This window comes from Burkholderia sp. MSHR3999 (genome assembly GCF_000833595.1).
Classification (GTDB): Bacteria; Pseudomonadota; Gammaproteobacteria; order Burkholderiales; family Burkholderiaceae; genus Burkholderia; species Burkholderia ubonensis.
Genome location: NZ_JRFO01000005.1, coordinates 506638 through 529218 on the forward strand (window position 1 = coordinate 506638; position 22581 = coordinate 529218).

General features: G+C 61.5%; 15 protein-coding genes and 2 pseudogenes. 12 read left to right on the forward strand and 5 right to left on the reverse strand.

Going from position 1 to position 22581, the window contains the following annotated elements; genetic code table 11:
• Nucleotides 1–287: 287 nt before the first annotated feature.
• Both KY49_RS35725 and KY49_RS37370 read right to left on the reverse strand, forming a co-directional pair.
• Nucleotides 288–2612: a YadA-like family protein gene (locus KY49_RS35725; RefSeq protein ID WP_082062394.1), complete on the reverse strand. Its 2325-nt coding sequence runs from the start codon at nucleotides 2610–2612 to the stop codon at nucleotides 288–290.
• A 301-nt stretch (nucleotides 2613–2913) separates the two neighbouring features.
• Nucleotides 2914–3054, reverse strand: a complete 141-nt coding sequence (locus KY49_RS37370) for a hypothetical protein (RefSeq protein ID WP_156162544.1) — start codon at nucleotides 3052–3054, stop codon at nucleotides 2914–2916.
• 480 nt (nucleotides 3055–3534) lie between these two features.
• On the opposite strand from KY49_RS37370, the gene KY49_RS15930 reads away from it, so the two are divergent.
• The 9 genes from KY49_RS15930 (at nucleotide 3535) to KY49_RS15970 (ending at nucleotide 14168) form a co-directional block, all read left to right on the forward strand.
• Nucleotides 3535–4065 carry a CS1 type fimbrial major subunit gene (locus KY49_RS15930; protein WP_042585580.1) on the forward strand — a complete coding sequence of 177 codons (531 nt, stop codon included), beginning with the start codon at nucleotides 3535–3537 and terminating at the stop codon, nucleotides 4063–4065.
• A 229-nt stretch (nucleotides 4066–4294) separates the two neighbouring features.
• Nucleotides 4295–6460, forward strand: a complete 2166-nt coding sequence (locus KY49_RS15935; RefSeq protein WP_042585849.1) for a TcfC E-set like domain-containing protein — start codon at nucleotides 4295–4297, stop codon at nucleotides 6458–6460.
• Nucleotides 6460–7146: a pilus assembly protein gene (locus tag KY49_RS15940; protein ID WP_042585581.1), complete on the forward strand. Its 687-nt coding sequence runs from the start codon at nucleotides 6460–6462 to the stop codon at nucleotides 7144–7146. Before KY49_RS15935 ends, KY49_RS15940 begins: the two co-directional genes overlap by 1 nt.
• 59 nt (nucleotides 7147–7205) lie before the next feature.
• Nucleotides 7206–7625, forward strand: a complete 420-nt coding sequence (locus tag KY49_RS15945) for a hypothetical protein (protein WP_331456551.1) — start codon at nucleotides 7206–7208, stop codon at nucleotides 7623–7625.
• A 163-nt stretch (nucleotides 7626–7788) separates the two neighbouring features.
• A complete protein-coding gene (locus KY49_RS15950; RefSeq protein WP_042585582.1) occupies nucleotides 7789–8334 on the forward strand; it encodes a hypothetical protein in 546 nt (181 codons plus the stop codon).
• 192 nt (nucleotides 8335–8526) lie between these two features.
• Nucleotides 8527–9531 (forward strand): hypothetical protein, encoded by a 1005-nt coding sequence (locus tag KY49_RS37375; RefSeq protein ID WP_042585583.1) that lies wholly within the window; start codon nucleotides 8527–8529, stop codon nucleotides 9529–9531.
• Complete coding sequence (locus KY49_RS15960; protein ID WP_331456552.1) at nucleotides 9528–10196, forward strand: hypothetical protein; 669 nt, start codon at nucleotides 9528–9530, stop codon at nucleotides 10194–10196. Before KY49_RS37375 ends, KY49_RS15960 begins: the two co-directional genes overlap by 4 nt.
• Before the next feature lie 699 nt (nucleotides 10197–10895).
• Entirely contained in the window at nucleotides 10896–11603 is a 708-nt protein-coding gene (locus KY49_RS15965; RefSeq protein WP_042585585.1) for a response regulator transcription factor, read from the forward strand.
• Nucleotides 11604–11786: 183 nt separating this feature from the next.
• Nucleotides 11787–14168, forward strand: coding sequence for an ATP-binding protein (locus tag KY49_RS15970; protein ID WP_157636674.1), 2382 nt, complete (start codon nucleotides 11787–11789; stop codon nucleotides 14166–14168).
• Between the two features lie 88 nt (nucleotides 14169–14256).
• On the opposite strand, the gene KY49_RS15975 is transcribed toward KY49_RS15970, so the two are convergent.
• Nucleotides 14257–16728, reverse strand: coding sequence for an ATP-binding protein (locus KY49_RS15975; protein WP_042585852.1), 2472 nt, complete (start codon nucleotides 16726–16728; stop codon nucleotides 14257–14259).
• Nucleotides 16729–17282: 554 nt separating this feature from the next.
• On the opposite strand from KY49_RS15975, the pseudogene KY49_RS15980 reads away from it, so the two are divergent.
• The 3 genes and pseudogenes from KY49_RS15980 to KY49_RS15990 all read left to right on the forward strand — a co-directional run.
• A pseudogene (locus KY49_RS15980) lies at nucleotides 17283–18053 on the forward strand (ISNCY family transposase); the annotation flags it as partial.
• A gap of 892 nt (nucleotides 18054–18945) precedes the next feature.
• A complete protein-coding gene (locus KY49_RS15985; protein WP_042585587.1) occupies nucleotides 18946–20532 on the forward strand; it encodes a glycosyl hydrolase family 18 protein in 1587 nt (528 codons plus the stop codon).
• A 120-nt stretch (nucleotides 20533–20652) separates the two neighbouring features.
• A pseudogene (locus KY49_RS15990) lies at nucleotides 20653–20808 on the forward strand (IS6 family transposase); the annotation flags it as partial.
• A gap of 456 nt (nucleotides 20809–21264) precedes the next feature.
• Here the strand turns inward: KY49_RS15990 and KY49_RS16000 are convergent.
• Together KY49_RS16000 and KY49_RS34555 are read right to left on the reverse strand one after the other, a co-directional pair.
• Nucleotides 21265–21780: a DUF7868 domain-containing protein gene (locus KY49_RS16000; protein ID WP_042585589.1), complete on the reverse strand. Its 516-nt coding sequence runs from the start codon at nucleotides 21778–21780 to the stop codon at nucleotides 21265–21267.
• Nucleotides 21777–22577, reverse strand: a complete 801-nt coding sequence (locus tag KY49_RS34555) for a DUF2182 domain-containing protein (protein WP_052495725.1) — start codon at nucleotides 22575–22577, stop codon at nucleotides 21777–21779. Before KY49_RS34555 ends, KY49_RS16000 begins: the two co-directional genes overlap by 4 nt.
• Nucleotides 22578–22581: the final 4 nt, after the last annotated feature.

Below are 22581 nucleotides of genomic sequence, written 5' to 3' on the forward strand. Positions count from 1 at the left end.
CGGGCAAAGCTGAAAAGGGTAACGTGAACCCTCTATGAGGGCCACGTCAATTTGGTAAGTTCGGCCGCCAGCCACGCCATGTCGGTTCAGGCTCCGGTGCCGGTTCGCACCGCGCTGGCGGCCATTCTGTTCGTGCTGAAGACCGGCATTCACAGGCGCCACCCTGATCGGACGATTACGCCAATCGAGGACGTTGCATAGAGAGCGAGGGCCTCGGCCGGCGGTCAGGCGCATGAGAAACATGCTTGACCAGCCGGCCGATCGTCCGGCTCACGCATCGATGCCGCCTACCAGCGGTAGCCGACACCTGCGCCAACCGCCACCGTGCCGCGCGTGTTGGTCGAGCCGCTGGCCTTCGCCACCCACTTCCCGTTGCGGGTGGCGGTCGACAAACCGAATGCGACTGCCGACTGGCCGGCATACGTGCCGCCCGCGACCGACACCATGCTTTCGCCGGGGAGCGCCGCTTGCGGCAAGTTCGCGATCGCGACGGCGGACGCGGTGCCGGCGTTCGAGTCACGGCGATAATCTTCGACGTCCGAGCGGAGGCTGCCGAGCGCGCTGTTCATCTGACGGACGTTGACTGCATCGGTTGGCGCCGTGCCGTCCGCGACGTTGGTGATCTGGCGTTCGTTGCCCACGGAGCCGACCGACACTGAGTTTTCCCGATCCGCGACCGAGTTCTGGCCCAATGCCACCGCATCTTTGCCCGACGCGGTCGAACCCTGGCCCAACGCAATCGCGTTTTCGCCCGATGCACTCGAACCCTGGCCGACCGCGGTGCTGTTGCTGCCCGACGCATTCGAGTCCTGACCAATCGCGGCACTGCCGCTGCCCGACGCGTTGGCGTTCTGACCGAGCCCGGTGCTGTTGTCGCCGGTCGCCTGCGAGCCGTCGCCGCCGATGTTGCCGCTGCCGTTGCCGTTCGAGACGGCCTGCTCGACAACGTCGATGCGGTTGATCAGGCCGTTGTGGCGGTTCTCGAATTCCTGCTGGATCGCGTACAACTGGCTGCCGTTCACGGCGTCCATGCTGCCGGCCGAAATCGAGCCGTTGGCAACGTTCGCGAGCACCGTGCCGCTCGTACCACCCAGCGTCGCACGCTTCAGTTCGATGTCGTCGTAGGTGAGTGCGCCGACCATCCGTCCTTCCGGGTCGACCAGACCGACTGCCCGCAATTGCGCGATCGTCACTGCATCGCGGTCGCCCTTGCCGTTCGCGAGACCGGTCAATACGCGGTTGCCTTCGGCGCCGGTGAAGTCGACGACCGAACCGCCGATGCCGCGTGCAACGGTCACGCTGTTCGTGCTCGCATCGTGCTGCACGAGGCCGACCGCGCCGCTCGACAAGTCCTGGTGCATTTGCTCGATCGAGGTTTCGTTCCGCGTCACGCGGCCGTCGAGCGTCGTCAGTGAATCGTCGATGCTCGTGATCGCGCTGCCGACGTCCTTCATCGTCTTGCCGTCGACCTTGTAGGTCGGTGCGGCGATCGAGCCGTCGGCGTTGACCCTGGCGCCGCCCCCCAGCGCGGTCGTTACGCCCTTGAGCTGCGACAGGTTGACTGCGTCTGTATCCTGCGTGCCGCGCGCGACGCTGATGATCTGACGTGTCGCCGTTGCGGTGCCGTCGCCGCCGCTGCCCACCGAGACGGCGGACAGCGTGCTGCCCCCCTTGCCGGAAGCACGATTGGCGATGGATTGGCTGCCCAGCGCTACGCCGTCGTTCGCCGTTGCGGACGCCGTTGCGCCGAGTGCCATCGCACCCGTCGCAGTGGCTCGTGTGCCGGTGCCGATTGCGATGGAATCAGCGCCGGACGCAGCGGTGTTATCGGTGGTGTTCTGGAGCGTGTCTGCGTCATTTGCGGAGGTTCCAAAAGTCACAGCCGTGGCTGCGGAGCCGAATGCGATTGAGCGTGCCCCCGATGCATCGGCTGAAGTGCCGATGGCGTTCGCATCCACACCCCGGCTCGTCGCCAGCGTGCCGAATGCATTGGAACGATCTGCGATTGCCGCCGAGAACGAACCGACAGCTATCGATTGCAGGCCGCTACTATAAGAGGCCGAGCCAACGGCAAGCGTGTTGCGGCCCACGGCATTGGCGTAACCACCGAAAGCGGCCGCACCAACCGCACTCGCGAGGGAATGTGACCCTACGGCTGTCGTGCCGGACCCCGAAGCCGCAGCATGGGATCCAATGGCCGTGGAATCCACACTGGCAAGATCCGACGTGATTTCGAAGCCGAGACCGTCCGTACGTCGGTTTCCGAATCCCTTGATATTCCAGGCACCATCGCCTTTTGCGGAAGCACCCTCACCTAAGACTGTTTCATCGGCAGCGCTGACAAAGGATGGGACCGCCACCCCCGCAGTCGCCATCACGAGCGAAGCGAACAGGATCCGAACACTGTGCGCAGCGCCCGATCCGGACGCCGTGCACGACAGCGCCAACTTCTCGACGGCAAGCGCTGGCGTGAACTTCGACGATGCGCCGACTGCGGCAACGGTCGCAGCCGAGCGCGCACTCTTCGACTTTCCGCATGACTTGACCCGCTCGTCCACAGCGACCCACACGCCAGTTGCGACGTTCCAGACGACCCGATATACCTTGTTCATTCTTGTCCTGAATTGAATATTCGAAGGACTCGATACTAAATAGAGTAGGGGATATGAAATATAAGAATCGTCCTAAAAACTGTTGTCTGACAATAGCGATGACGGTGTCAAAAGCCGACGAAATCTATGGATGCTTCTATTTCGGTATCGCCGCATACGATTCGAACCATGTGTCGAAATAAATCAAGGATTCCATAATTGATTGCCTCATGAATGATCTTCAGAATCACCTTGTGGCGCCCGCTACAGCGTTGACGAACCTGCCTACTAGAGTCGAATCACACCGGATGAGGTAGTCGAATTACTTTGTCATCCTGACGTAGTGCCCGCGCGGGACGTCGATCGCCACCTCGAGCAGTTCCGCGAACGTCATCGTGCGCTGGCGGTATGCCGCGACCACGGCGTCCACCGCTTGTCGCACGCGCTCCGGGACGTCGTCCACGACGATGCGGGCGACTTGCAGGTGGATTGCGTCGTTCGCGTCGGAGACGTCGTCGGCTGGCTGGCGTTCAATCGGCGGTATGTCGGCGCGGTGCAGTGTCCTGCAACGACGGCACCGCATGGTTGCGCAGAATCGAGCCGATGAATGTCAACGGGCCATGCGTGTCGCCAGCCGGCAACGGCAACGGATTGGCGTGGGCGGCACGTTCTCGATAAGCGTGCCAGTCGTTGGCTGTCGACGCGACCTTCGTGGTGACGTTCCAATAGGGGCACGCGGAGCGATTGCCGCGCAGGAACGACTCGGCGGATGGTCACTGGCCGAGGTCGAGAGACATCTCGCCCGAGATTTAGGGCGATTCCTATATCCCTCATTTTTCTGACATCAGAGAATTCTCATGCCAACCGCATTTGCGTGGCCTTCGAGGTTCCCTTCATGTGTTAGGACACCTCGTCTGCAATCTGTACGAATGGAGATCAATCAATGAAGTTCCGCAAACTCGTTCTCGCGCTGGGCATCACGGGTGCACTGTTCGGCGTCGCCCACACGGCGCAGGCCGACCCCTCCGTGTCGAAGAAAATCACGGTGACCGCGCAGATCAACGACGCGATGTTCGTGTCGAAGCCGGACGGCTCGTCGTGGTACGCCACCGAAGAACTTGCCCCCAGCGACTACAAGCAGACGAAGTTCTCGAAGACCGTGCCGGTGCGCGTGTGGTCGAAGAACGCCGAGTTCAACGTGTCGCTGGCGCAGCCGCTGAAGTTGTCGAACGGCAAGTATGAAATGAAGAATGCCAAGGTGACGATGGGCAGCACCGCGGGTGACACCGAAGTCAAGTTCGGTTCCGTTCAGAAGATCACGCAAACCACCGCCGGTAACGGCGGCTTCGACGAAGTCCATGACGTGACGATCGACGTCGAATCGCCGGAGCAGGTCGGTAGCCTGAGCACCAACGGCAGCTACAGCGGCGATCTCGTCCTGGTGTTCGAGCCGGTTGCTGCGGCGAACCCGTAAGCCATTTGTGCGGGAGCCCCGACCCGGGGGCTTCCGCTGCAACTCCGTTTTCAAAAAATCTTCGTGTGTCCATTCCTCAAATCCCTCCGTAGATAATTGCGTGTTTGCCGATCAAGTCCCCTTCCGTTTAAATAAGCTGTGGGTTGGTGCGTTTCTTTTTGTTTCATCTCACTCATTCGCAGAGCTTAAGATATCGTACGGCGTGCCGGAAGGGTTCAGCGCGGCCGAGATGGACGATAGCGCGAACTACGTGGCGACCTTCAACGGAAGAACGCTTCCGGGATTTATCGGTTACTCGCAGGCGGATGGTGTACTCGCGTTCGATGCGGCCAAGTACGAAGAAAACGGCATCCCTTCCGAGGACATCGACACCTTAAAGCACATCGTTTCGCAACTCGACTACAAGCGCTGCAGCAATGGCTGCGACGTCGAGATCGACGGCTATTACGTGACCGTCGACAAGCTGAAGCGATCGATTTCGATCCGCGATGCGCGCGACGACTTTGTCGCACCTCCGACGAATCTGGGCATCGTCAATAACCAGTCCGTCGATTTGCGTGCCGCGTCGGATGGCTATCGGGCCGTGAACGTCAGCGGCAACACGTGGGTCGGCCTTCCGTCACGGAGCTTCGGCTACGTGAACTGGTACGCGAACCATACCGAGTCCAGCAATTACAGCGGCGGCTCGCGCGGGCTGTCGTCGTATTACCTGCAGAAGAACTTCTCGCGCACGTATGTGCGGATGGGCAAGCAGAACAGCATCGATTATGCGTCGGGTTCGGTCAGCACACTGCTTTCGCCCAGCTTCGACCAGTTCGTGACGTTTGGCAGCCAGACGCACCTGCGGCTCAACGACAACGCCGGTTCGCTGATTCTCTATGCGACCGCGGACGGAAATTACGAGTTCTACCGCAATGGCCGTCTGATCATGAAGCTGCCGGCGGCGATCGGGCGCAACGAGATCGGCTTCGCCGATCTTCCGGGCGGCTACTACTCGGTGGAAGTGCGTCTCGTCGATCGCAACGGCAACGTAGTCAGCCGCGAAACTCGCGAAGTCAACAACCTGAACTTCGGCGCGGTGGGTGGCGGCAACACGTGGCACGTGACGGCCGGCAAGGAGATGGGCGAAGGCGGGTATCTGGTCGAAGCCGGAGTAAGCCGGAACCTGAAGCAGTTCTATCTGAACGCGTCGATGCTCGCAGGCCGTGGCGGGAAGTGGGCCGGAGAAGTGAACGTGACGCGCCCGACGCGAGTCGCGGATATCGATGTCACGCCGACGCTGGGTGTGCTGGGCGGCGAACGAGGCGCAGGCGGTTACCTGAACATCTCGATGGCCAGCGAAGCGCTGGGCAGCCTGATGGTGAGCCGCTATCAGAACACCAACGTGTCGCGCTTCTATCCGGGGCAGCCGAGCACGGCCGTGTCGTACAGTCGCAACTACCGCCGAGCGACCCTTGGCTACAACTACCAGAAGTCGAACTTCGGCGCGTCGCATCAGGCGGAAGTGCGCTGGAACTACCGACCGAACGGTCTATGGAGCACGTTCGCGCTGGGTGTGCAGAAGGGTGGCTCCGAACGCGGCAGCGGCGGTTATGGCGTGTACTTCAACATGACCATGTCGTTGGACAAGGTGCAGGCGAGCGTCAGCGCCGCACATTCCGGCGGGCAGACGCAATTGAGTGGCGACGTCCGCAAGGATTTCCGGGACAGCTTCGGCACGACAACCGTCGGGGTGAACGCCAATCGCGTCGGCAATGAATACGGTGTCAACGCGTATGGCAGCCGGTCCGGCACGCGCGGTGATGTATCGCTGAATATCGGTCACAGCAGGGGCGGCAGCAACGTCGACTTCAACTACCGCGGCATGTTCGCGGCGAGCAAGAATGGCGTCGCGTTCGGGCGCGAGAGCACGAGCGGCAGCGCGATGCTGGTGAAGACGCCGGACATCCCCGGGGTGAAATACGGCTTCGACGTTGAAGGCAACCCTGTCGCGGGCAACAGCACCTATGCGGTGCCGCTGAACGCATATAGCGATATGGCATTCGCACGCGTGCTGAGTAGCAGCCAGGACCTCGACATGAACATCGAAGTGCCTGCGAATATCGTCCGCGCCCATCCGGGGCAGGTTTATTCGGCCAAGGCGCGGGTCGACATCAGCATGATTTACAGCGGCTTCCTCCAGGATGCCGATGGCAATCCTGTGAGCGGGAAGATCGTCGAAACCGGCGATACGGTCCACCGGAACGGGCTGTTCTCGATCGTCAGCAAGAAGATGCTGCGATTGATCACCGTCGAACGGGAGGACGGCCGTTACAGCTGCGACTTGAACGACGCGAAGGGCAGCAACTATCGCTGCACGGCGACGGCACATTCGAATACAGGAGAAGCAACGTAATGAACATAAATTTTCGAACACTGCTTCCCGCGCTATGCGGGTTGCTGTTGGCGGTGACACAACCGGCCCTGGCGGAGGGCGAACTGATGGTGTTGCCCGCTACGACCAAAGTATTCAACGCCCACGAGCAGAAAGTGACTGTGAAGAACCTGGGCGACGCGCCTCTGTATCTGAACATTTCACTACAGAAGGTGACGAACCCTGGCATGACGCCGGAAAAGAAAGTTGACCTCGGCGATCTCGAGCATCCCGGCTTGCTGGCCAGTCCGGACAAGCTGACACTCGGCCCGGGCCAGACGCGCGCGGTCGTCCTGAAGTCGCTCGCCGAGCCGGAGCAGGAAGCGCTGTATCGCCTGTACATCGTGCCGGTCAGGTCGCTCCAGGTCGATGCCGCGCCGCAGGACAAGATCACGGCGCCGATGTCGATGGCGGTCGGCTACGGCGTGCTTGTCCGCCACGTGCCGCCGCCGGACAAGCAAAGGTCGGGCTGGACCCATCGTTGCGAGCGCGGCGGGCTGACGCTGGAAAACACCGGAAACATCCGCGAAGTGTTCAAAGACGTGACGATCGACAAGGCGACGGCACCGCACAGCGTTGCCGTGTTTCCGGGCACGCCGCAGCATTTTTCGACGAAGCGCATGTCGTTGCGCGTCGACGACAAGCCTGTGACGCTGGAATGCCCGTGATGACACGCCAACGGCGTTGGGCGCTGGGCGCGCTGGCGGCACTTTGCTGTACGAGCAGCATGGCCGCCGGCATTTTGAAATTGTCTCGAACGGAGCTGACCGTGGCACCCGGCAAGCCCGTTGGCACGCTCCGCGTCGAAAACACCGGCGATACGCCGCTGTATCTGGATGTCGAGCAGCATCTCGTGGCAAATCCGGGGGAAACGCCGGAGCGCCTGGTGCCGGTTTCGGAGGTGAGACGGCCGAGCTTGCTGGTGCTCCCGAACCGACTCTCTTTGGCGCCTGGGCAGACCTATCAGATGGTCGTGAAGGAGTTGAGCACACCGTCGAAACCGCATGTATGGCGAGTGACTTTCCGGCCAAGGGAGCGAATTCTCGTCGAAACCTCGCAGCATGAAAGGGTGCTTACGCCCTTGTTCGTCAGGGTGGGTTACGGCGCCGTGATCTATCAGCTCAATGCAGATCCCTTGCTGAAGTGATGCTCGCGGCGGACGTTGCCGTCTGCCTCAGGAGCCTTGGCCCATCAAAAGACGGCAGTCGATGCTCGGGAGGACGCTAAGCCATGACCGGCTCCAGTGTGAAAGCGGACGACGGAAATCATGTCCACGCGTTCGCTATCCTTATCAATTCGTAGGAGATCCAGTGAAAACGCTCACTCCCCGTAACTGGCTGATCGCGCTGCTGTTCGTGCCCGCCGTCGCGCTGTCCCAAACCGTGGTGCTAACCGGCAAGACCGAGAGCAAGGTCACGGCGCGCGTGTTCAATCCGAATGTGCTGGAAGTGACGGACGAAAAGGGCGGGTGGTTCGCCAATCTGGAAATGCAGCAGCTCGGCGGTTGGGACACGCCGTATGAAGTGCAGGCACGCCTGCGAGTCGTGTCGACGAACAAGACGTTCCAGGTTCGCCTCGACGACCCGCTGACGATCGGCAACCAGTCCAATCCGGCCCAGGTATTCCGGTCGCCGAAGGTGACGCTGGGCAGGGAAGGTGATGAGCAGAAGGTGCTGTCGGTGGGCCGGAACACGCAATTCTCGAATCCTGAACCGCCAGAGGCCGGTGTGGACTCGGTAGGCAATTACACGCTCGCGATTTCGGCTTACCCGCCGGAGGGTGATTTCAGGAGCACCGTAGGCGCTTATAGCGGCGTCTTGTCGATGACGTTCGAGCCGGTGGTCAAGGCGCCCTGACATCGTGTTGTCATCCTGAAACGGTCGCGGGAGCAAGCCCGTCGAGATTTCGACGGCAGCTTCATCTGTTTAACGTCGTTCCGCTGATCGAGCGTCGCAGGTCTCATGTGAATCTTATGGTTTCACGGCTGAGTTGCCACTCCGGGCGACAGGAACATTGGTGTTTTTAAATAATATGTATAGAGGTGCGGAATGCATGGCGATCCATTGAAAATTGCATTGATTTTGTGCGCTTTCTCCATTGCCGGAAAAGCGAATGCTGCCCTCTTGCGAACCGATGATGTCATCAATGGCTATAGCGCATGTTCGTGGAAAGATAATGGAAATGGAACAAGCACAATCAAGCTGAAGATTGACTTCAAGCCAGTGGTTGGACACCTTGCAGGTCACGAGTATAACGATTACCGGTCGCGCGCAATTCTCGTTTACGCATATGATAAAAATGGCCGACAAACCACAAGCAAGCGCGTGGCAGATGCAGTGTGGATGGACGGAGTCAAGCATATGCATACAGGAAACCACTCTGAATTTGATATATTTAATGGCCATAATTGGTTTTGGGGAGAGCCTGCTTGGATGAAAGAGGAGGCGTTTGTCGCGAACGTGGAAGTATTGATAAAGAACAGCAGGGTTTCCGCGTGGCCCGCCGTAGCGATTCAAGCTGCAAATTACGTGGCCCATACTTCCGGCCATGTTGTGGAAATCAAAGGGGGGGCCTACATCGCGCGCGATGGTCGCAACGGGAATTGCATGGTCGCGAAGGAACCGGAAACGTCGGCGCCGCCGCTTCCAATCCAAATCAAAGTGTCGGCACCGGACTGGAACCTCGGTGAACTGCCGCAAGGCGACGCGACAAAAACCTTTACCAATAGCGCGGAGCAGCTCTGCTTCACCTACACGGGCACGGCAGTCGGTGGCAAATTGTTTGTCATCAATGCGGAGAGCGCCAACGGTGTGAGCGGCAACCGTTACCGGCTCAAGCACATCGAGGATCCGACGCAAACCGTTCCATATAAGGTCACGCTGGACAGCGGCACCGCCAAACTGTCGCTGCCGAACGGCAGCAATACGGCGCTGGCGCTCAACTCCAGTGGGAAAACATGCTTCGCTCCAACCTTCGAGACATCGGTGGGCGGCCGTGTAAAGGATGGAGACTATGTCGACACGCTGACATTCACCGTCGTTACCAAAACATGAAATTGATCGCTTCCATACTTCCTGCCGTATGTATGGTGTCGTGCCTTTCCGTCGCAACGCCGTCCTTTGCTGCCATCGATCTGATGCCGAAGGAAGTGACGGTCGATGCGCACGCGATGACCGTCCAGGTCGTCAACAACGGCGATCGGCCCGAATACGTCAGCATTTCGCTGTCGCGCTTGCTCAACCCGGGCGTTCCGCTGGACGACGAGCGCCTCGAGCCGGTCAGCGATGCGGCGCGCCCTTCGCTCTACGCCTTTCCGTTCCGCATGAGTCTCGCGCCCGGGCAGACGAAGACGCTCACCCTCAAGCCGTTGCATCCGGTCGACACGGAGACGGTGTATCGGCTCGACGTCAAGCCGGTGGTGAAAGTGCTGGGCGCGGAAAAAAAGGCGACTTCCGCCAGCGTCGTGGTCAACCTGGCCTTCAGTGGGCTGGTTCGCCAGTTGCCGGCGCGGCAACGTGAAGCACTCTCCGTCGAATGCGATGAGCTGGGCGCGCGTGTGGCGGCGACCGGAAATGTGCGCTACCGCGTGGAGGGCGCGAAAGTGGACGGTCGCGCGCTGGACGCCTTCAATGTCTACCCGGGCGCGCCGCTACCCGTGAACGGGAAGGTCGTGGCGATTCCCGGACACCCGGCGTGCCATGGGCGCACCGGTAACTGAGTCGGTGTAACCAGGAACGCGGGCATCTGCCACGACGCTTCGGTGAGCGACATGCCGAAGTGCAACCCGCTCCAAAGATCCACGGCCAACGCGCTTGCGCGTTGGCCTCTGGTGCAAATCCAGCGTCTGCAAACCGTCAAGCACGGCGTGTACCTGCTCGAGTGTGCGGATTCTTGTTTCATCCAAATCGTCGATCATCCGACAGATGATCAGCCATCCAGGTAGGTCGGCATATCGCGTGGCAGCAAAGTACAGGTCAACGTGGTGGCCGACAACGTGAAGACACGCGAAGGTTTGCGATGCAAGTTCGTCGGCACCAACGGCGCGGCCGTCATCGGCATTCCTTCCACGCTGCGCATTTAACGGGAAATAAGCGGGATGGACGCCGCGACATGCATGCGCGACGTATGCGCGGTGCCGATTCGGGGCATTGTGTACATTCCGTTGAGTATCTCTGCGTCAATCTGAGCGCCGCGAGGTACGGCAAAGCGTGGCCAGACGACATCCGTCGTAACACATCCGAGGTTGCTCTGGCTCAACGCATCGATTGGCGCTTGACTGCGCCACCCCAACACCCACGTCGGCCAGCAGTTGACGCTGGCCGATCGGCCGTCTCTCGCGAATATTCGAGCAGAGACAAGTCGGCAGGTTTAAAATTATCCCCTTGCATTGAAAGGTTTGTGAAAAGAAGGGGTTGCAATGAGGCCAACGCATCAACCGATCCGGGTTGTGATTCTGGACGACCATGCCGTCGTCCAGCACGGGATCGCCTGCTACCTGACGGAGCAGGCCGGTATCGAAGTCGCAGCAAGCTTCGCGAAGTCGCGCGACCTGATTCGCTGGCTCGAATCCAATCCGGTAGACGTGGTGCTGCTCGACTACATGTTGGGCCCGGACGAAATCGACGGCCTCAATCTGGTCAAATTGGTCGCCACACGCTTCCCGGATTGCAGAATCCTGATGACATCGAGCAGCGATACGCCCGCAACCGTCAACATGACGATGCGCGCCGGCGCGCTCGGATTCTTCGGCAAAAGCGAGAATCTCCGGGAGCTGGCACATGCGATTCACGTCGTTGCAAACGGACGTCCGTATATCAGCTCCGAACTGTCCCGCAAAATGCTGACGAGCACGAGCGCCGATCCGAGCGCACTCGAGCGTCTGCCCACCGTCGATGAGAGCGCCAGCTCATCCGATTCCGAACTGTCCGAAAACCTGCGTCTCAGCCCGCGTGAGCACGAGGTTCTGCGCTGCTACCTGGCAGGCATGTCCGTTTCCGATATCGCATCGAAGTTCTCGCGCAGCCCGAAAACCATCAGTGCGCAAAAGCAGTCCGCCTATCGCAAACTCGGGATCCGTAGCGACGCCGAGCTGTTCGCGTCCCGCAAGATGCTCGAGGAAGGCTGAACGCCGAAGCGCCCCGGGTGTCTACGACGAGGCGCGAGCACGCCATCTCAGCCGAAGTTTTCAGTCTTATAAGACAAGTCCTATAGGCGGCGTCTGAAATTCGCGCCGCAAAGTGCGAAATTCGTCATTCGACGATTAGATTCATTGCTCTCGTTACACGACAAATGAATCGCACTGGCCTCTATGAAAACTTGGCTCTCCACCAATGTCGCCGTCTGGCGCTTGCTTTGCCGCGCACTGCTCGGAGCCATGCTCGTCGCGTCGCCCCCCGCGTCGGCCGAGGCCGAGAGCACGAAACCAGCGTTCACCAAAGAGGAACTGCAGTGGATCAAGGCGCATCCCGTCGTCCACATCGCAGTGGAAGCCAACTGGCATCCCATCGAATACCTGCGTGACGGCAAGCATGGGGGCCTGGTCGCGGGCTATCTCGATGCGATTTCCAGGATCAGCGGTCTGTCGTTTCAAACCGTGCCCGGTACGCAGTGGGGGCAAGCCGACGAGGCGCTCAAATCAGGCCGCGTCGATCTGCTGCCGGGCGTGTGGCGAGAACTGGTGCACGACCGTTTCGGCGACGGCGCGCTCGTCAGCATGCCGTATCTCGTCGGTCGGCTGACGGCGGTGACACGCAGCGACTCCACGATGATCTTCAGCCTGCAGCGCCTCGAGGGCCGGCGTGTCGCGATCAAGGGCAACGGCGCGGTCGAATATTTCACGCGTCATAGCGGCGTGCCTCTCGACGTGCTGACATTCGAAAGCGAGGAGCGCGCGCTCGCCGCCGTCGCCGCAGGCGAAGCGGATGCTGCGCTGGGCGTGGACGTCACGATGCTGCCAATCGTGCGCAGCCGATACCTCGGTCAGCTGTTCATGTCGGGCATGCTCGCCGATCGCCCTGTGTCGCTGGCGATGATCACGCGCACCGACATGCCGCTGCTTGCGTCGATCATCGACAAGTCGCTTGCCGCCATTCCCGTCAGCGAGACGGCGGCAATGACCCGAAACTGGGTCGAGCTGGCCGACTACGGCAAGCCGACGATTCGGTCGATCCTGTATTACCGGGCACCCCAGGTGATCGCCATCGGCCTCGTGCTGCTCGCCTTTGCGACGCTCGCCTACCTGTCGTGGAAATCCCGCGCCGCGGCGGTTCGCAGCGAGCGCGACAAGGCCATGTTCCTCGCCTTCGTCAGCCACGAGATCCGCACGCCGATGCAAACGATCCTGTCGTCGCTCGAGTTGCTGCAATGCTCGTCGCTGACCGGGCAACAGGCAAGCCGGGCGGATGCGGCGATCTCGGCCTCGGAAACGCTGCTGACGTTGCTCGACGACGTGCTCGTATTCTCGCGTCTCGAGTCGCATAAAGTCACGCTCGAGCCGCAGACGGTCGCGCTCGGGGCATGGGCCCGGGATACCGTGGGCATGGTGCGCTGGCGTGCGGACGAGAAGCAGATCGAACTGGCGCTGGACGTTGCATGCCCCCCGTCGACGCAGGTCGTGATCGACCCGGTGCGGCTCCGCCAGATCGCGCTCAACCTGCTCGTCAATGCGATCAAGTTCACGCCGGCCGGTTCGGTTACCCTGCGCGTCGACTACTTGCCCAGTCAGCAAGCGCCGCATGGCACCCTGGTGCTTGAAGTTCGCGATACCGGTGTCGGCATTTCGCCGGAATGTCGCCAACATATGTTCGACGCGTACTGGCAAGCCGAGCGCTTACAGCAACACGGTGCGCAGGGCAGTGGATTGGGGCTTGCGATCTGCCGCCAGCTCGTCGAGTTGATGAGCGGGACGATCATGGTCGACAGCACGCCGCACGTTGAAACCACGATCACGGTGCGCCTGCCGGTTTCGGCCGCCGTCGAGCCGACTGTCGCGTGCGCGCCGCCGTTCGCTTCGGACACCGCCGTTGCGTCGGAAAATGCCGACGGTAAATGCGAACGCGGCAGCAAGCCGTTGATTCTGGTCATCGACGATCACGAAGCCGTGCAGTATTCAATCTGCCAGCAGTGCGAAGAGATCGGCTGCCGTACCGTCACGGCGCAAGACGGAATGGCTGCATTGCAGCAATTGGCTCGCACTCGCTTCGACATGGTGCTGCTCGATTGCAACTTGCCTGACATCGACGGCTATGCGTTGGCCCGAATGATCCGCCTCAACGAGGCGACCGGGCAGACGGGGCGCGTCCCGATCATCGCCATTTCAGCTTTGTCCGGCGACGAACACAAAGTGCGCTGCTTTGACAGCGGAATGGATGGCGTGCTCGGCAAGCCGTTGCGGCTGGCTGCGTTGCGGCAGATGCTCGCGATGTGGTGCCCGGCTTATCAGGATGTGGCGCCGGACGAACCGGCAGCATTGCTGCCCGATGACCCGAGCGATCTGCAGGAGATATACGTCCAGACGATCGTGCAAGACTTCGAGGTGCTCTTCGACGCAATCCAGTCTGGCGATGTCACCGGTGCCTTGCGCGCCGCTCACCGGATCAAGGGCGCGTCGCGCACCGCCGGGGCGGCACGCATGGCAGAGTTGGCGGAACGCATCGAGTCGCAATTGCGCGAGCACCCCGACGCGGTCTAGGGGGCGTGCACGTTGTCGCCGTTCGCCGGTAACGTGCCACGCAACGCGGTGACCCACCATCGCGCGACCGTTTGCGACGAAAGGCGATTCATGATGTTGCCCCGGCCGAACCGCTTTCACCGTCACCGCCGTGAGTCACGGCGTCGGCGCGATGCATTTGCTGCAACTCGGCAAATCGCCTGTCGATGTCAACGGCGGTGCCGTCGGCAGATTCCCGGAGCTGGTGTTCGAGGTCGGCCGCTAGATCGCACATTGCGGTTTTTCCGGCGACTGCCGCCGCACCCTTGATCCGGTGAGCCGCGTGACGGGCCAGATCGAAATCGCGGCTTTGCAATGCGCGCGCAAGCATTTCCAGATCGCCATCGACACTTTGCCGGAAGACGGTGCTGAAATCCGCGCGCGGTACATTGGCTTCCACCGGCAACGTACCGGGCACGTCCGGCTCATAGGACGCGCACCAGAGTTCGATCACCTGTCGCAATACCGCGAGCCGCAGCGGCTTGCCGAGCACGCCGTCCATGCCGCTGTCGAGGCAGCGCGCCCGATGCGCATCGTCCGTCGCGGCCGAGATGGCGATGATCGGCGTGCGCTTGCCGTGCCGTTGACACTCGATGTCACGCATCCGACGCGCGACCGTATATCCGTCGATGCCGGGTAGATTGCAGTCGAGCAGCACCATGTCGAACGGCATTCGTTCGAATCGTTCGAGTGCCGCTTCGCCGGTGCCTGCGATCGTAGACCGGCAGGCCAGCGCGTCGAGCTGATGCTGGATCGCGTGCTGAACGGCTTCGTGATCGTCGACGACCAGGATCATCGGGCCGCCGTTCGTATCCGGCGACACGGCTTCCGTGGCGTGATCCGATGCGCGCGTCGGTGCGGGCCTGGCGACGGGGGCGGGGCGCGATTCGTGGGCGGGCGGTCGCGATGGCGTCTGCGGACGCACAGGCAGCATGACGGTAAAGACGGTTCCGATGCCGGGGTTGCTGCTGACGGTGATCGCGCCTTTCATCAGGTCGACCAGTTCGCGGCAAATGGACAAGCCCAGTCCGCTTCCGCTCGCCCCGCGGTTTCCCGGATTTTCGACGCGCTGGTAGGGCTCGAAGATGTGTCGCTGGCGATCGGGCGGGATGCCGATGCCCGTGTCGCGGACTTCGAGCACGAGCGTTCCTGAACGGCGCGATTTCCGGGGGAGGTAATCGACGCGAAGCAGGACCGTCCCGGTCGCCGTGAACTTGATCGCGTTGACCAGCAGATTGAGCGCGATTTGCCGTACCCGCATCGAATCGATATGCACTTCGAGTTGCGGCGAACATGCGAGATCGAGCGTCAGCTTCAGCTTCTTTTCATTCGATCGCCAGCGCACCATTTCGACGGTTTGATTCGCCCACGGCCCGATCTCCGTCGGTTTCGGCGCAAGCGTGACATTGCGCGATTCGAGGCGCGAGTATTCGAGCACGTCGTCGAGCAGGGTCAGCAGCGTTTCGGAGGCGGAGATCGCCGCGTCCGCGCGGTTCGCCTGTTGCCCGGTCAGCGCGGAGCGCTGCAGCAGTTCGAGCGACGACAGGATCGTGTGCATCGGCGTACGGATCTCGTGGCTGATGAACGCGAGAAACATCGCCTTCTCGCGCTCGCTGCGGACGGCACTCGCGCGTGAGCGCCACGACAGGTACGCCAGCAGCGCGAATGCAATCAGGACGGCGCCGATGACCACGACCTGTCGCTGACGGTAATAGAGGATCGATGCCAGCGTGGGTTCGCCGTAGTCCGCCGTTTCGAGCCATCGATGGCGCATGGCTTCGGTCGCCGATGCCGGAATGGATAGCAGGGACTTGTCCAGAATCGAAGCCAGTATGCGGTTGTCGCTGCGCGTTGCCAGAGCCAATGCATATGGACGATCCCACACGCTTCCCGAGAGGAAGAGCTTTCCCTTGAATTGCCGATGCAACAGCGGAAGGATCGTGGCGTCGGTGCCGAGCGCGACATCGGCGTTGCCGTCGGCAACCGACTTCAGCGCATCGTACTCGTTCGGGAAGGTGAGCAGCGTCACGGGCACCTGGCTTTGACGGATCCCGTATTCGAGGGCGCCCCCGCCCTTGATCGCGACGCGCTTGCCGGCGAGGCGCCGAAAATCGACGAAAAGATACTCGCGATCGGTCGTTACGACGTCGACCGTGCCGACGAAATACGGCGTGCTTGTGATAACGCCATTGCGGTAACGCTCCAATTCTTGGTTTTTGGGCCAGTCCGGCGACATGTCGATCTTGCCGGACGTCAGCGCATTGACCGAATTATTCCAGCACGCACCGTCGACGAATTCGAAGCGTAATCCGCTAATTCTCGAAATAGCATCGAGATACGCCGGCACAAGGCCGGCGATTTTCCCGTTCTCGACAAATTCGAACGGGCGCCACTCGGAATTGACGCACGTGCGCACCACCGGATGTGCGGCGATCCATGCCGCTTCCTCGGCCGTAAACTGCGGGGCCATGTTCGCCCATCCGAGCCCCGGCAACAACAGCATCGTCGCGACGACAAGGGGGGCGGGGCGGATCCAACTCATCATGGTCAAGGCTCTATATCACAACGTTATCGGGTTGAAGTGAGGCCAGTCTCTGCCTGGACATGTGCAGCGACTTTGGTCGAACCCGGCATTGTGCGCCTCCGTGGTATGGGTATCCGTCGCGTCCAGGCATCTTGCGCCATAGGGCGAGTATGTTGCAGCATCCGCTGAAGTTGCTCAACACGTCGTTTATCCGTTATCTCGTTAAGACGATGAGAGTTAACTCCCTTTTGTTCGGCGCGTGTTGCATATCAACAGCGTGGCTGGGGTGCGGGCGGCAGTTTTTTTGGAATGTTTCAAGGTCAGACGAGACTGGGCCGGCGTGAAGTGTCACCACGCCGGCAACGACAGTAAGGGCCGCTTGGTTGAACTCGCCACGATGAACTGCTGGTGCATCGAGTCGAGGTGATATTTATTATTTGACATAAGGTGATTTATCAACGTCAAATTTTGTAGCGGCTAAGTTGTAATGTCCGTTTCTGGCTAAGTTCAAATGTCCGCTTTCGTGCCGCGTAAGCTATTCGGCCGCCGGTGGTCCGGCGCCGGGAGCTTCGATGGCTGCGACAGAACGGATCACGATGACGATGCGCGAGCTGGACAGATTCAAGGTCATTCAGGACGTGGCGGACGGCAAGCTCAAGCCGTGGCGTGCGGCTGAGCGACTGGGGCTGACGACACGGCAGATTCGGCGACTGGTCGGCCGACTGCGGGAGCACGGGCCGCACGGTCTCGTGTCGCAGCGGCGCGCGAAGCCCAGCAACAATCGATTGGACCCGGTGACAGCCGATCGGGCGCTCTCGATCATCCGCGATCGCTACGCCGATTTCGGGCCGACGCTGGCCTGCGAGAAGCTATACGAATGCCACGACATTCGGCTGGCCAAGGAGACGGTGCGGCGGCTGATGACGGACGCCGGCTTGTGGGTGCCGCGCCGGCAGCGCCCGCCGAAGGTCTATCAGCCGCGGGCGCGCCGGGCGTGCCTGGGCGAGCTGATCCAGATCGACGGCAGCGAACATCGATGGTTCGAGGAGCGGGCGCCGCAATGCACGCTGCTGGTGTACGTCGATGACGCGACCAGTCGGCTGATGATGTTGCACTTCACGGCGACCGAATCGACCTTCAGCTATTTCGAGGCGACGCGCGCGTATCTGGAGCGTTACGGCAAGCCGGCGGCGTTGTACAGCGACAAGGCGAGCGTGTTCCGTGGCACGTCAGCCGGCAAGACCGGCAGCAGCGTGACGCACTTCGGCCGAGCGATGTACGCGCTGAACATCGGCACGTTCTGCGCGAACAGCAGCCCGGCCAAGGGGCGCGTCGAGCCCGCGCAGCGCAGCGCGTTGCGGATTCGTTACTTCTGACGTGGCATAGGTGCCGCTGGCGACCCGCTGCCGCACGCCGTCGGCCATCTCGCTCGGGAGGCTGATACTCATTGCTGGGTGATGCCCGTGGCGCCTCCTACTCCATCCTCGTAACGCCGTCACGGACCGTGGTTTGCCAGGTGCGCGCCGGGCGGGCCGAAGTACAGCGCCGCGCGATACCTGCGCTGACGCCGCTTGCGAATCAGTGTGAGCAGATCGGCACACGTAGCGACGGCGGCGGCCGTGGGCCGCGAATGAGCTGGGGTCGAACTAGCCCTCGAGCGCGTGCTCGGGCTGCGACGTCTCAACGAGACTCGCAGCCCTCCGCGCCCTGCGTCGGGTATGGAGAGCGATGCGAGCGCGGATCTCGCGCAGGGCCCCGCCGTGGACATTGTTACGCATTTAAATGCATATCCGTGCCGATGTTCAAGAATACGATGCGCTTCAACAGCGTATTCAGCTTGACTTAACCGTTATCACATTGTCATCGCCGGATTTTTTGGGATATCGATTACCCTGACATCTGCAGCCGATCAAGATGGATTTTTCTAAATAATCGTTTTCCAAGCACCTATGCCAGACTGACCTGCCCCCGGTTTTAGGACCGCCAGGCGCGAATCTCATCGTGGCGCGGGGAGTCATTCCCCTAAACGACGCCGAATAGATTTACGCAAGCCAACAACGACATCGAAATCAGTCTTGCAAAAAAGGGGGTGACCATAGATTTTCTGAAGCGCCCCGAAATTCTCCTTGCATTTCCCAAATCCTGGCCAATACTGATACCAATTTAATACCAAATACATACCAAAGTAAACCAGGCTTCATCACCGGCATCCGCCGTAAAGCAAAGGAGAATGTAATGCAACGTTCGATTCACCGCCTGTGCCTGCCCCTGATCGGCGCGAGCAGCCTCATCGTGGCCAGCTCTGCGGCCTATGCCCTGCCCAGCTGCAGCGCCTGGCAATCCAGCCAGATCTATAACGCGGGCGATTACGCCTTGTACAACGGCCAAACCTGGCAAGCGCAATGGTGGACGCGAGGGGAAGCGCCTACAGCCAGCCAAGGGGGCGTTTGGCAGCAGCGCGCCGCCAACTCATGCGCGCCTATCAGCGGCGGCGGCTCAGGCAGCGGCGTGCCGCCGGAACCCACGCCCACCGTAGGCTACAACGTGGGCTCTTATTTCACCCAATGGGGCATTTATCAGCGCCAGTACTTTGTGAAAAACCTGATGGCCAGCGGAGGCGATAAAAAACTCACCGTGCTCAACTACGCTTTTGGCAATGTCTACGCCAACGGTCAGTGCGGCATGGTCACGGTCGCGGAAAACGGCAATGGCGATGGCGGCGACGCCTGGGCGGATTACCAGCGCACCGTCTCCGCGGCGGAGTCCGTGGACGGCCAGGCAGACAGCTGGGACACCCCACTACGCGGAAACTTCAACCAACTGCGTAAGCTGAAACTGAAAAATCCGCAGCTCAAGGTGCTGATCGCCCTGGGCGGCTGGACCTGGTCCAAGAATTTCTCCACCGCAGCCGCCAGCGACGCCAGCCGCCAGGCGCTGGTTTCCTCCTGCATCAACCTCTACATCAAGGGCAACCTGCCGCAACAAGAAAACGCTGGGGGACAGGGTGTGGCGCTGGGCGTGTTTGACGGCTTTGACATCGACTGGGAATACCCGGTGGCCGGTGGCCTGCCCACCAATCATTACAGCGCGGCGGACAAGCAAAACTTCACCCTGCTGCTGGCGGAGTTCCGCCGTCAGCTGGATGCGCTGGGCCAGCAGAACAAGCGTCGCTATTACCTTTCCGCCGCGCTGGGCGCCGGAGTGGACAAAATCCGCAATACCGAACCGAGCAACTACGGCGCTTACCTGGACTGGGCCAATGTGATGTCTTATGACTTCCATGGCGGCTGGGAAGCGCAAGGCCCCACCAACTTCCACTCCAACCTCTACCCGGATCCGGCCAATCCGGCCCAGAACGACGCCAAGTTCTATGATATCGACGACGCGGTGAATGCCCTGGTCAGCGCTGGCCTGGCCCGCAACCGCATCAATGTGGGCATCCCCTTCTATGGCCGCGGCTGGACCGGCGTGGCCGCCGGCCCTAACGGCAATGGCCTGTATCAAAGCGCCACCGGCCCCGCGCCCGGCACTTACGAGGCGGGTTACGAGGACTATCGCGTGCTGGCGGGCCGCGCAGGCACGCGTTATGTGCATCCCGTCACCAAGCAGCTGTGGAGCTATGACGGCACGCAGTTCTGGAGTTATGACACCCCGGATGTGATCCGCACCAAGCTGGGCTATGTCAAAGCCCAGCAGCTGGGCGGCGTGTTCAGTTGGTCATTGGATGGCGACGATATGCAAGGCTCACTGCTGTCCACCATGGGCGAGTTGCGCAGTGCCACCGCCGCCACCAAGCCCACCGGGGTGACGCCGAACCGTTAATGCTAGCAAAGCATTTTTAGCTGGAGTCCAGCATGCCGGTCCGCGTGCCCAATCCCTCGCTCAAGGTACGCGGTCTTTTAACGACGCACCGGCATTGTCACGTTGGCGTAGGATAACGCCATGAAAACGACCTCGCTCCATCGTGGACGCCGGTTTCCTGCGGCCACCATTGCTCAGGCCGTGCGGTGGTATTTCCGCTTCCAGCTCAGCCTGAGCGATGTCGAAGAATTGCTGTTCGAGTGCGGTGTCGTGGTGAGCTGCGAAACGATCCGGCGCTGATGCGACAAATTTGGCGGGCCGAACGGGTCGATTGCGTTTCTGCGCCATCGAGGATACTTGGTCGATGAGATCGAGTGGCCAGGCATGGCGCCCGGCGACACACGGTAATGGATCCGTGGCTTCCATCTCAATGACTGATCAGCCACTCGTGTCCTGTTGGTAGTCAAGATCGTCGGACCTGGTCAAGTCCGGCTCAGCGACCAGTTCCCGATGGAGCCTGACCGCTGCAACCGGCGAGTCGACGACGGCATGGAGAGACGTTCCATCCCACAGCTCGACGGTCCACTTATCGCGCACGCGTCAGACACCGATGTTGCGGTCAGGACGTATCCTGCTGGTTACCATTTCAAAACAGAATTCCGGAAAGAAGCCAATGACGAAATACCGCGCCCGCGAGCGCCTCGCCCGCCCGGTTGTCTTTTTTCGGGCGGACAGCATTCAAAGCACCGCTATTCACGCGCCGATGTGTTCGACGCAGATGCAGATTCGACCGATGTCGATCGCGACGCCGCCTGGAAGCGCCTGCCGAGGCCGTATCGACACGCGGAGATGCGCGTCCGCCAGCGCGATCGCGCTTTGCAGCAAGGCGGCGTGCGACGTAACGTCGAGGTAGTAGAGCAGCCCCTCGCTCGAATCGTCCGCGCTTGCCCGCCTGAGCCCGAACAAGCCGACGCTGGCCAGATAGGTGTCCTGGGAATGGCCGGCGCGGGTCGCGCCTTGGGTCCGCAGAAATGCCTGCAGCACGGTGGCATCGTGCGTGCCGCGGACGCGCTCCAGCATCAGGTAGAAACGGAACAGCGATTCGTCGCCGGCATGGGCAGCCTGTTCGGATGCCAGTGCGACGACGGCCGCGCGGTCGATGCGCAGCGGGACCGCCACGCCGTCGCGTTGCACGAGGATCGGCGCGTCGCTCGCTGCGATCACGCGCAGCGAGCGACGCGGGCCTGTCGCGTTGCTTGAGTCGGTCATACCAGTCCATGTTCCCGAGCCGGGTGCTCAGGATGTTGCCCCTTTCCACGCAGCACGCGCAACCCGGCATGCACGATTTCGCGGCGCAGCCAGAGGCCGGCCATGCGGGGCCATCGGAGCCGCCATGCGGGAATCCCCGGCGGGTCCAGCCGCTCGCAACACGCCAGCGCGGAAACGACGATCATCGCCGCCAGCTGCCATCCCGGCAGCAGGACCGTCACCAGCATCAGCGCCCAGCACGTGCCGACGCACCACATCCCGTGCCGCAGCCCGAGCCGAAGGGCGTCGACATCAGCCTTCAGCCCGAAAGGCGACAGCGGACGGTGCGCGTGACAGCGATTGAGGCACCGCTGCTTGAACGGCGACACGTGCCACACGCAAGCGACGAACGCGGCCAGCGCGGCCGGACCGTACGCATTCGGCATCGCGTCCCTCACGGCCCGTTCCAGCGCCGTCATCGCCAGGCCCGGCATCACCCAGACGGCCAGGAAGCCGAGCAGGAACAGCGAAACGGCACGCGCGCGCCGGCTGGCAAAGGTGCTGGCACGAACGTGCACGATGGCAGGCAGCGTCATCGGGCCCATCATCGCCACGATCATCAACAGCCAACCGCGGCTGGCCGACAGGACCCATCCCGCGGTCAGCCACGTGGCTTGTTGCGTCGAACTGCACAGCGCGTCCAGCAGCCCCCCTTGCCCGAACCCGAACGACGACGCCGCAATCGCGATCCACGCAGCCGCGCTGGCGCCCAGCACACCGCACTGCACGCGGGCAAGCTCACGCCGATTGAAGATCATGAAG

What these genes read in the sequence shown, in the direction of transcription:
- KY49_RS35725 (WP_082062394.1), bottom strand. Translation starts at nt 2,612, where the DNA reads ATGAACAAGGTATATCGGGTCGTCTGGAACGTCGCAACTGGCGTGTGG.
- KY49_RS15965 (WP_042585585.1), top strand. Translation starts at nt 10,896, where the DNA reads ATGAGGCCAACGCATCAACCGATCCGGGTTGTGATTCTGGACGACCAT.
- KY49_RS15985 (WP_042585587.1), top strand. Translation starts at nt 18,946, where the DNA reads ATGCAACGTTCGATTCACCGCCTGTGCCTGCCCCTGATCGGCGCGAGC.
- KY49_RS37375 (WP_042585583.1), top strand. Translation starts at nt 8,527, where the DNA reads ATGCATGGCGATCCATTGAAAATTGCATTGATTTTGTGCGCTTTCTCC.
- KY49_RS15945 (WP_331456551.1), top strand. Translation starts at nt 7,206, where the DNA reads ATGGCCGCCGGCATTTTGAAATTGTCTCGAACGGAGCTGACCGTGGCA.
- KY49_RS15935 (WP_042585849.1), top strand. Translation starts at nt 4,295, where the DNA reads ATGGACGATAGCGCGAACTACGTGGCGACCTTCAACGGAAGAACGCTT.
- KY49_RS15975 (WP_042585852.1), bottom strand. Translation starts at nt 16,728, where the DNA reads ATGAGTTGGATCCGCCCCGCCCCCCTTGTCGTCGCGACGATGCTGTTG.
- KY49_RS15940 (WP_042585581.1), top strand. Translation starts at nt 6,460, where the DNA reads ATGAACATAAATTTTCGAACACTGCTTCCCGCGCTATGCGGGTTGCTG.
- KY49_RS15970 (WP_157636674.1), top strand. Translation starts at nt 11,787, where the DNA reads ATGAAAACTTGGCTCTCCACCAATGTCGCCGTCTGGCGCTTGCTTTGC.
- KY49_RS15930 (WP_042585580.1), top strand. Translation starts at nt 3,535, where the DNA reads ATGAAGTTCCGCAAACTCGTTCTCGCGCTGGGCATCACGGGTGCACTG.
- KY49_RS16000 (WP_042585589.1), bottom strand. Translation starts at nt 21,780, where the DNA reads ATGACCGACTCAAGCAACGCGACAGGCCCGCGTCGCTCGCTGCGCGTG.
- KY49_RS15960 (WP_331456552.1), top strand. Translation starts at nt 9,528, where the DNA reads ATGAAATTGATCGCTTCCATACTTCCTGCCGTATGTATGGTGTCGTGC.
- KY49_RS34555 (WP_052495725.1), bottom strand. Translation starts at nt 22,577, where the DNA reads ATGATCTTCAATCGGCGTGAGCTTGCCCGCGTGCAGTGCGGTGTGCTG.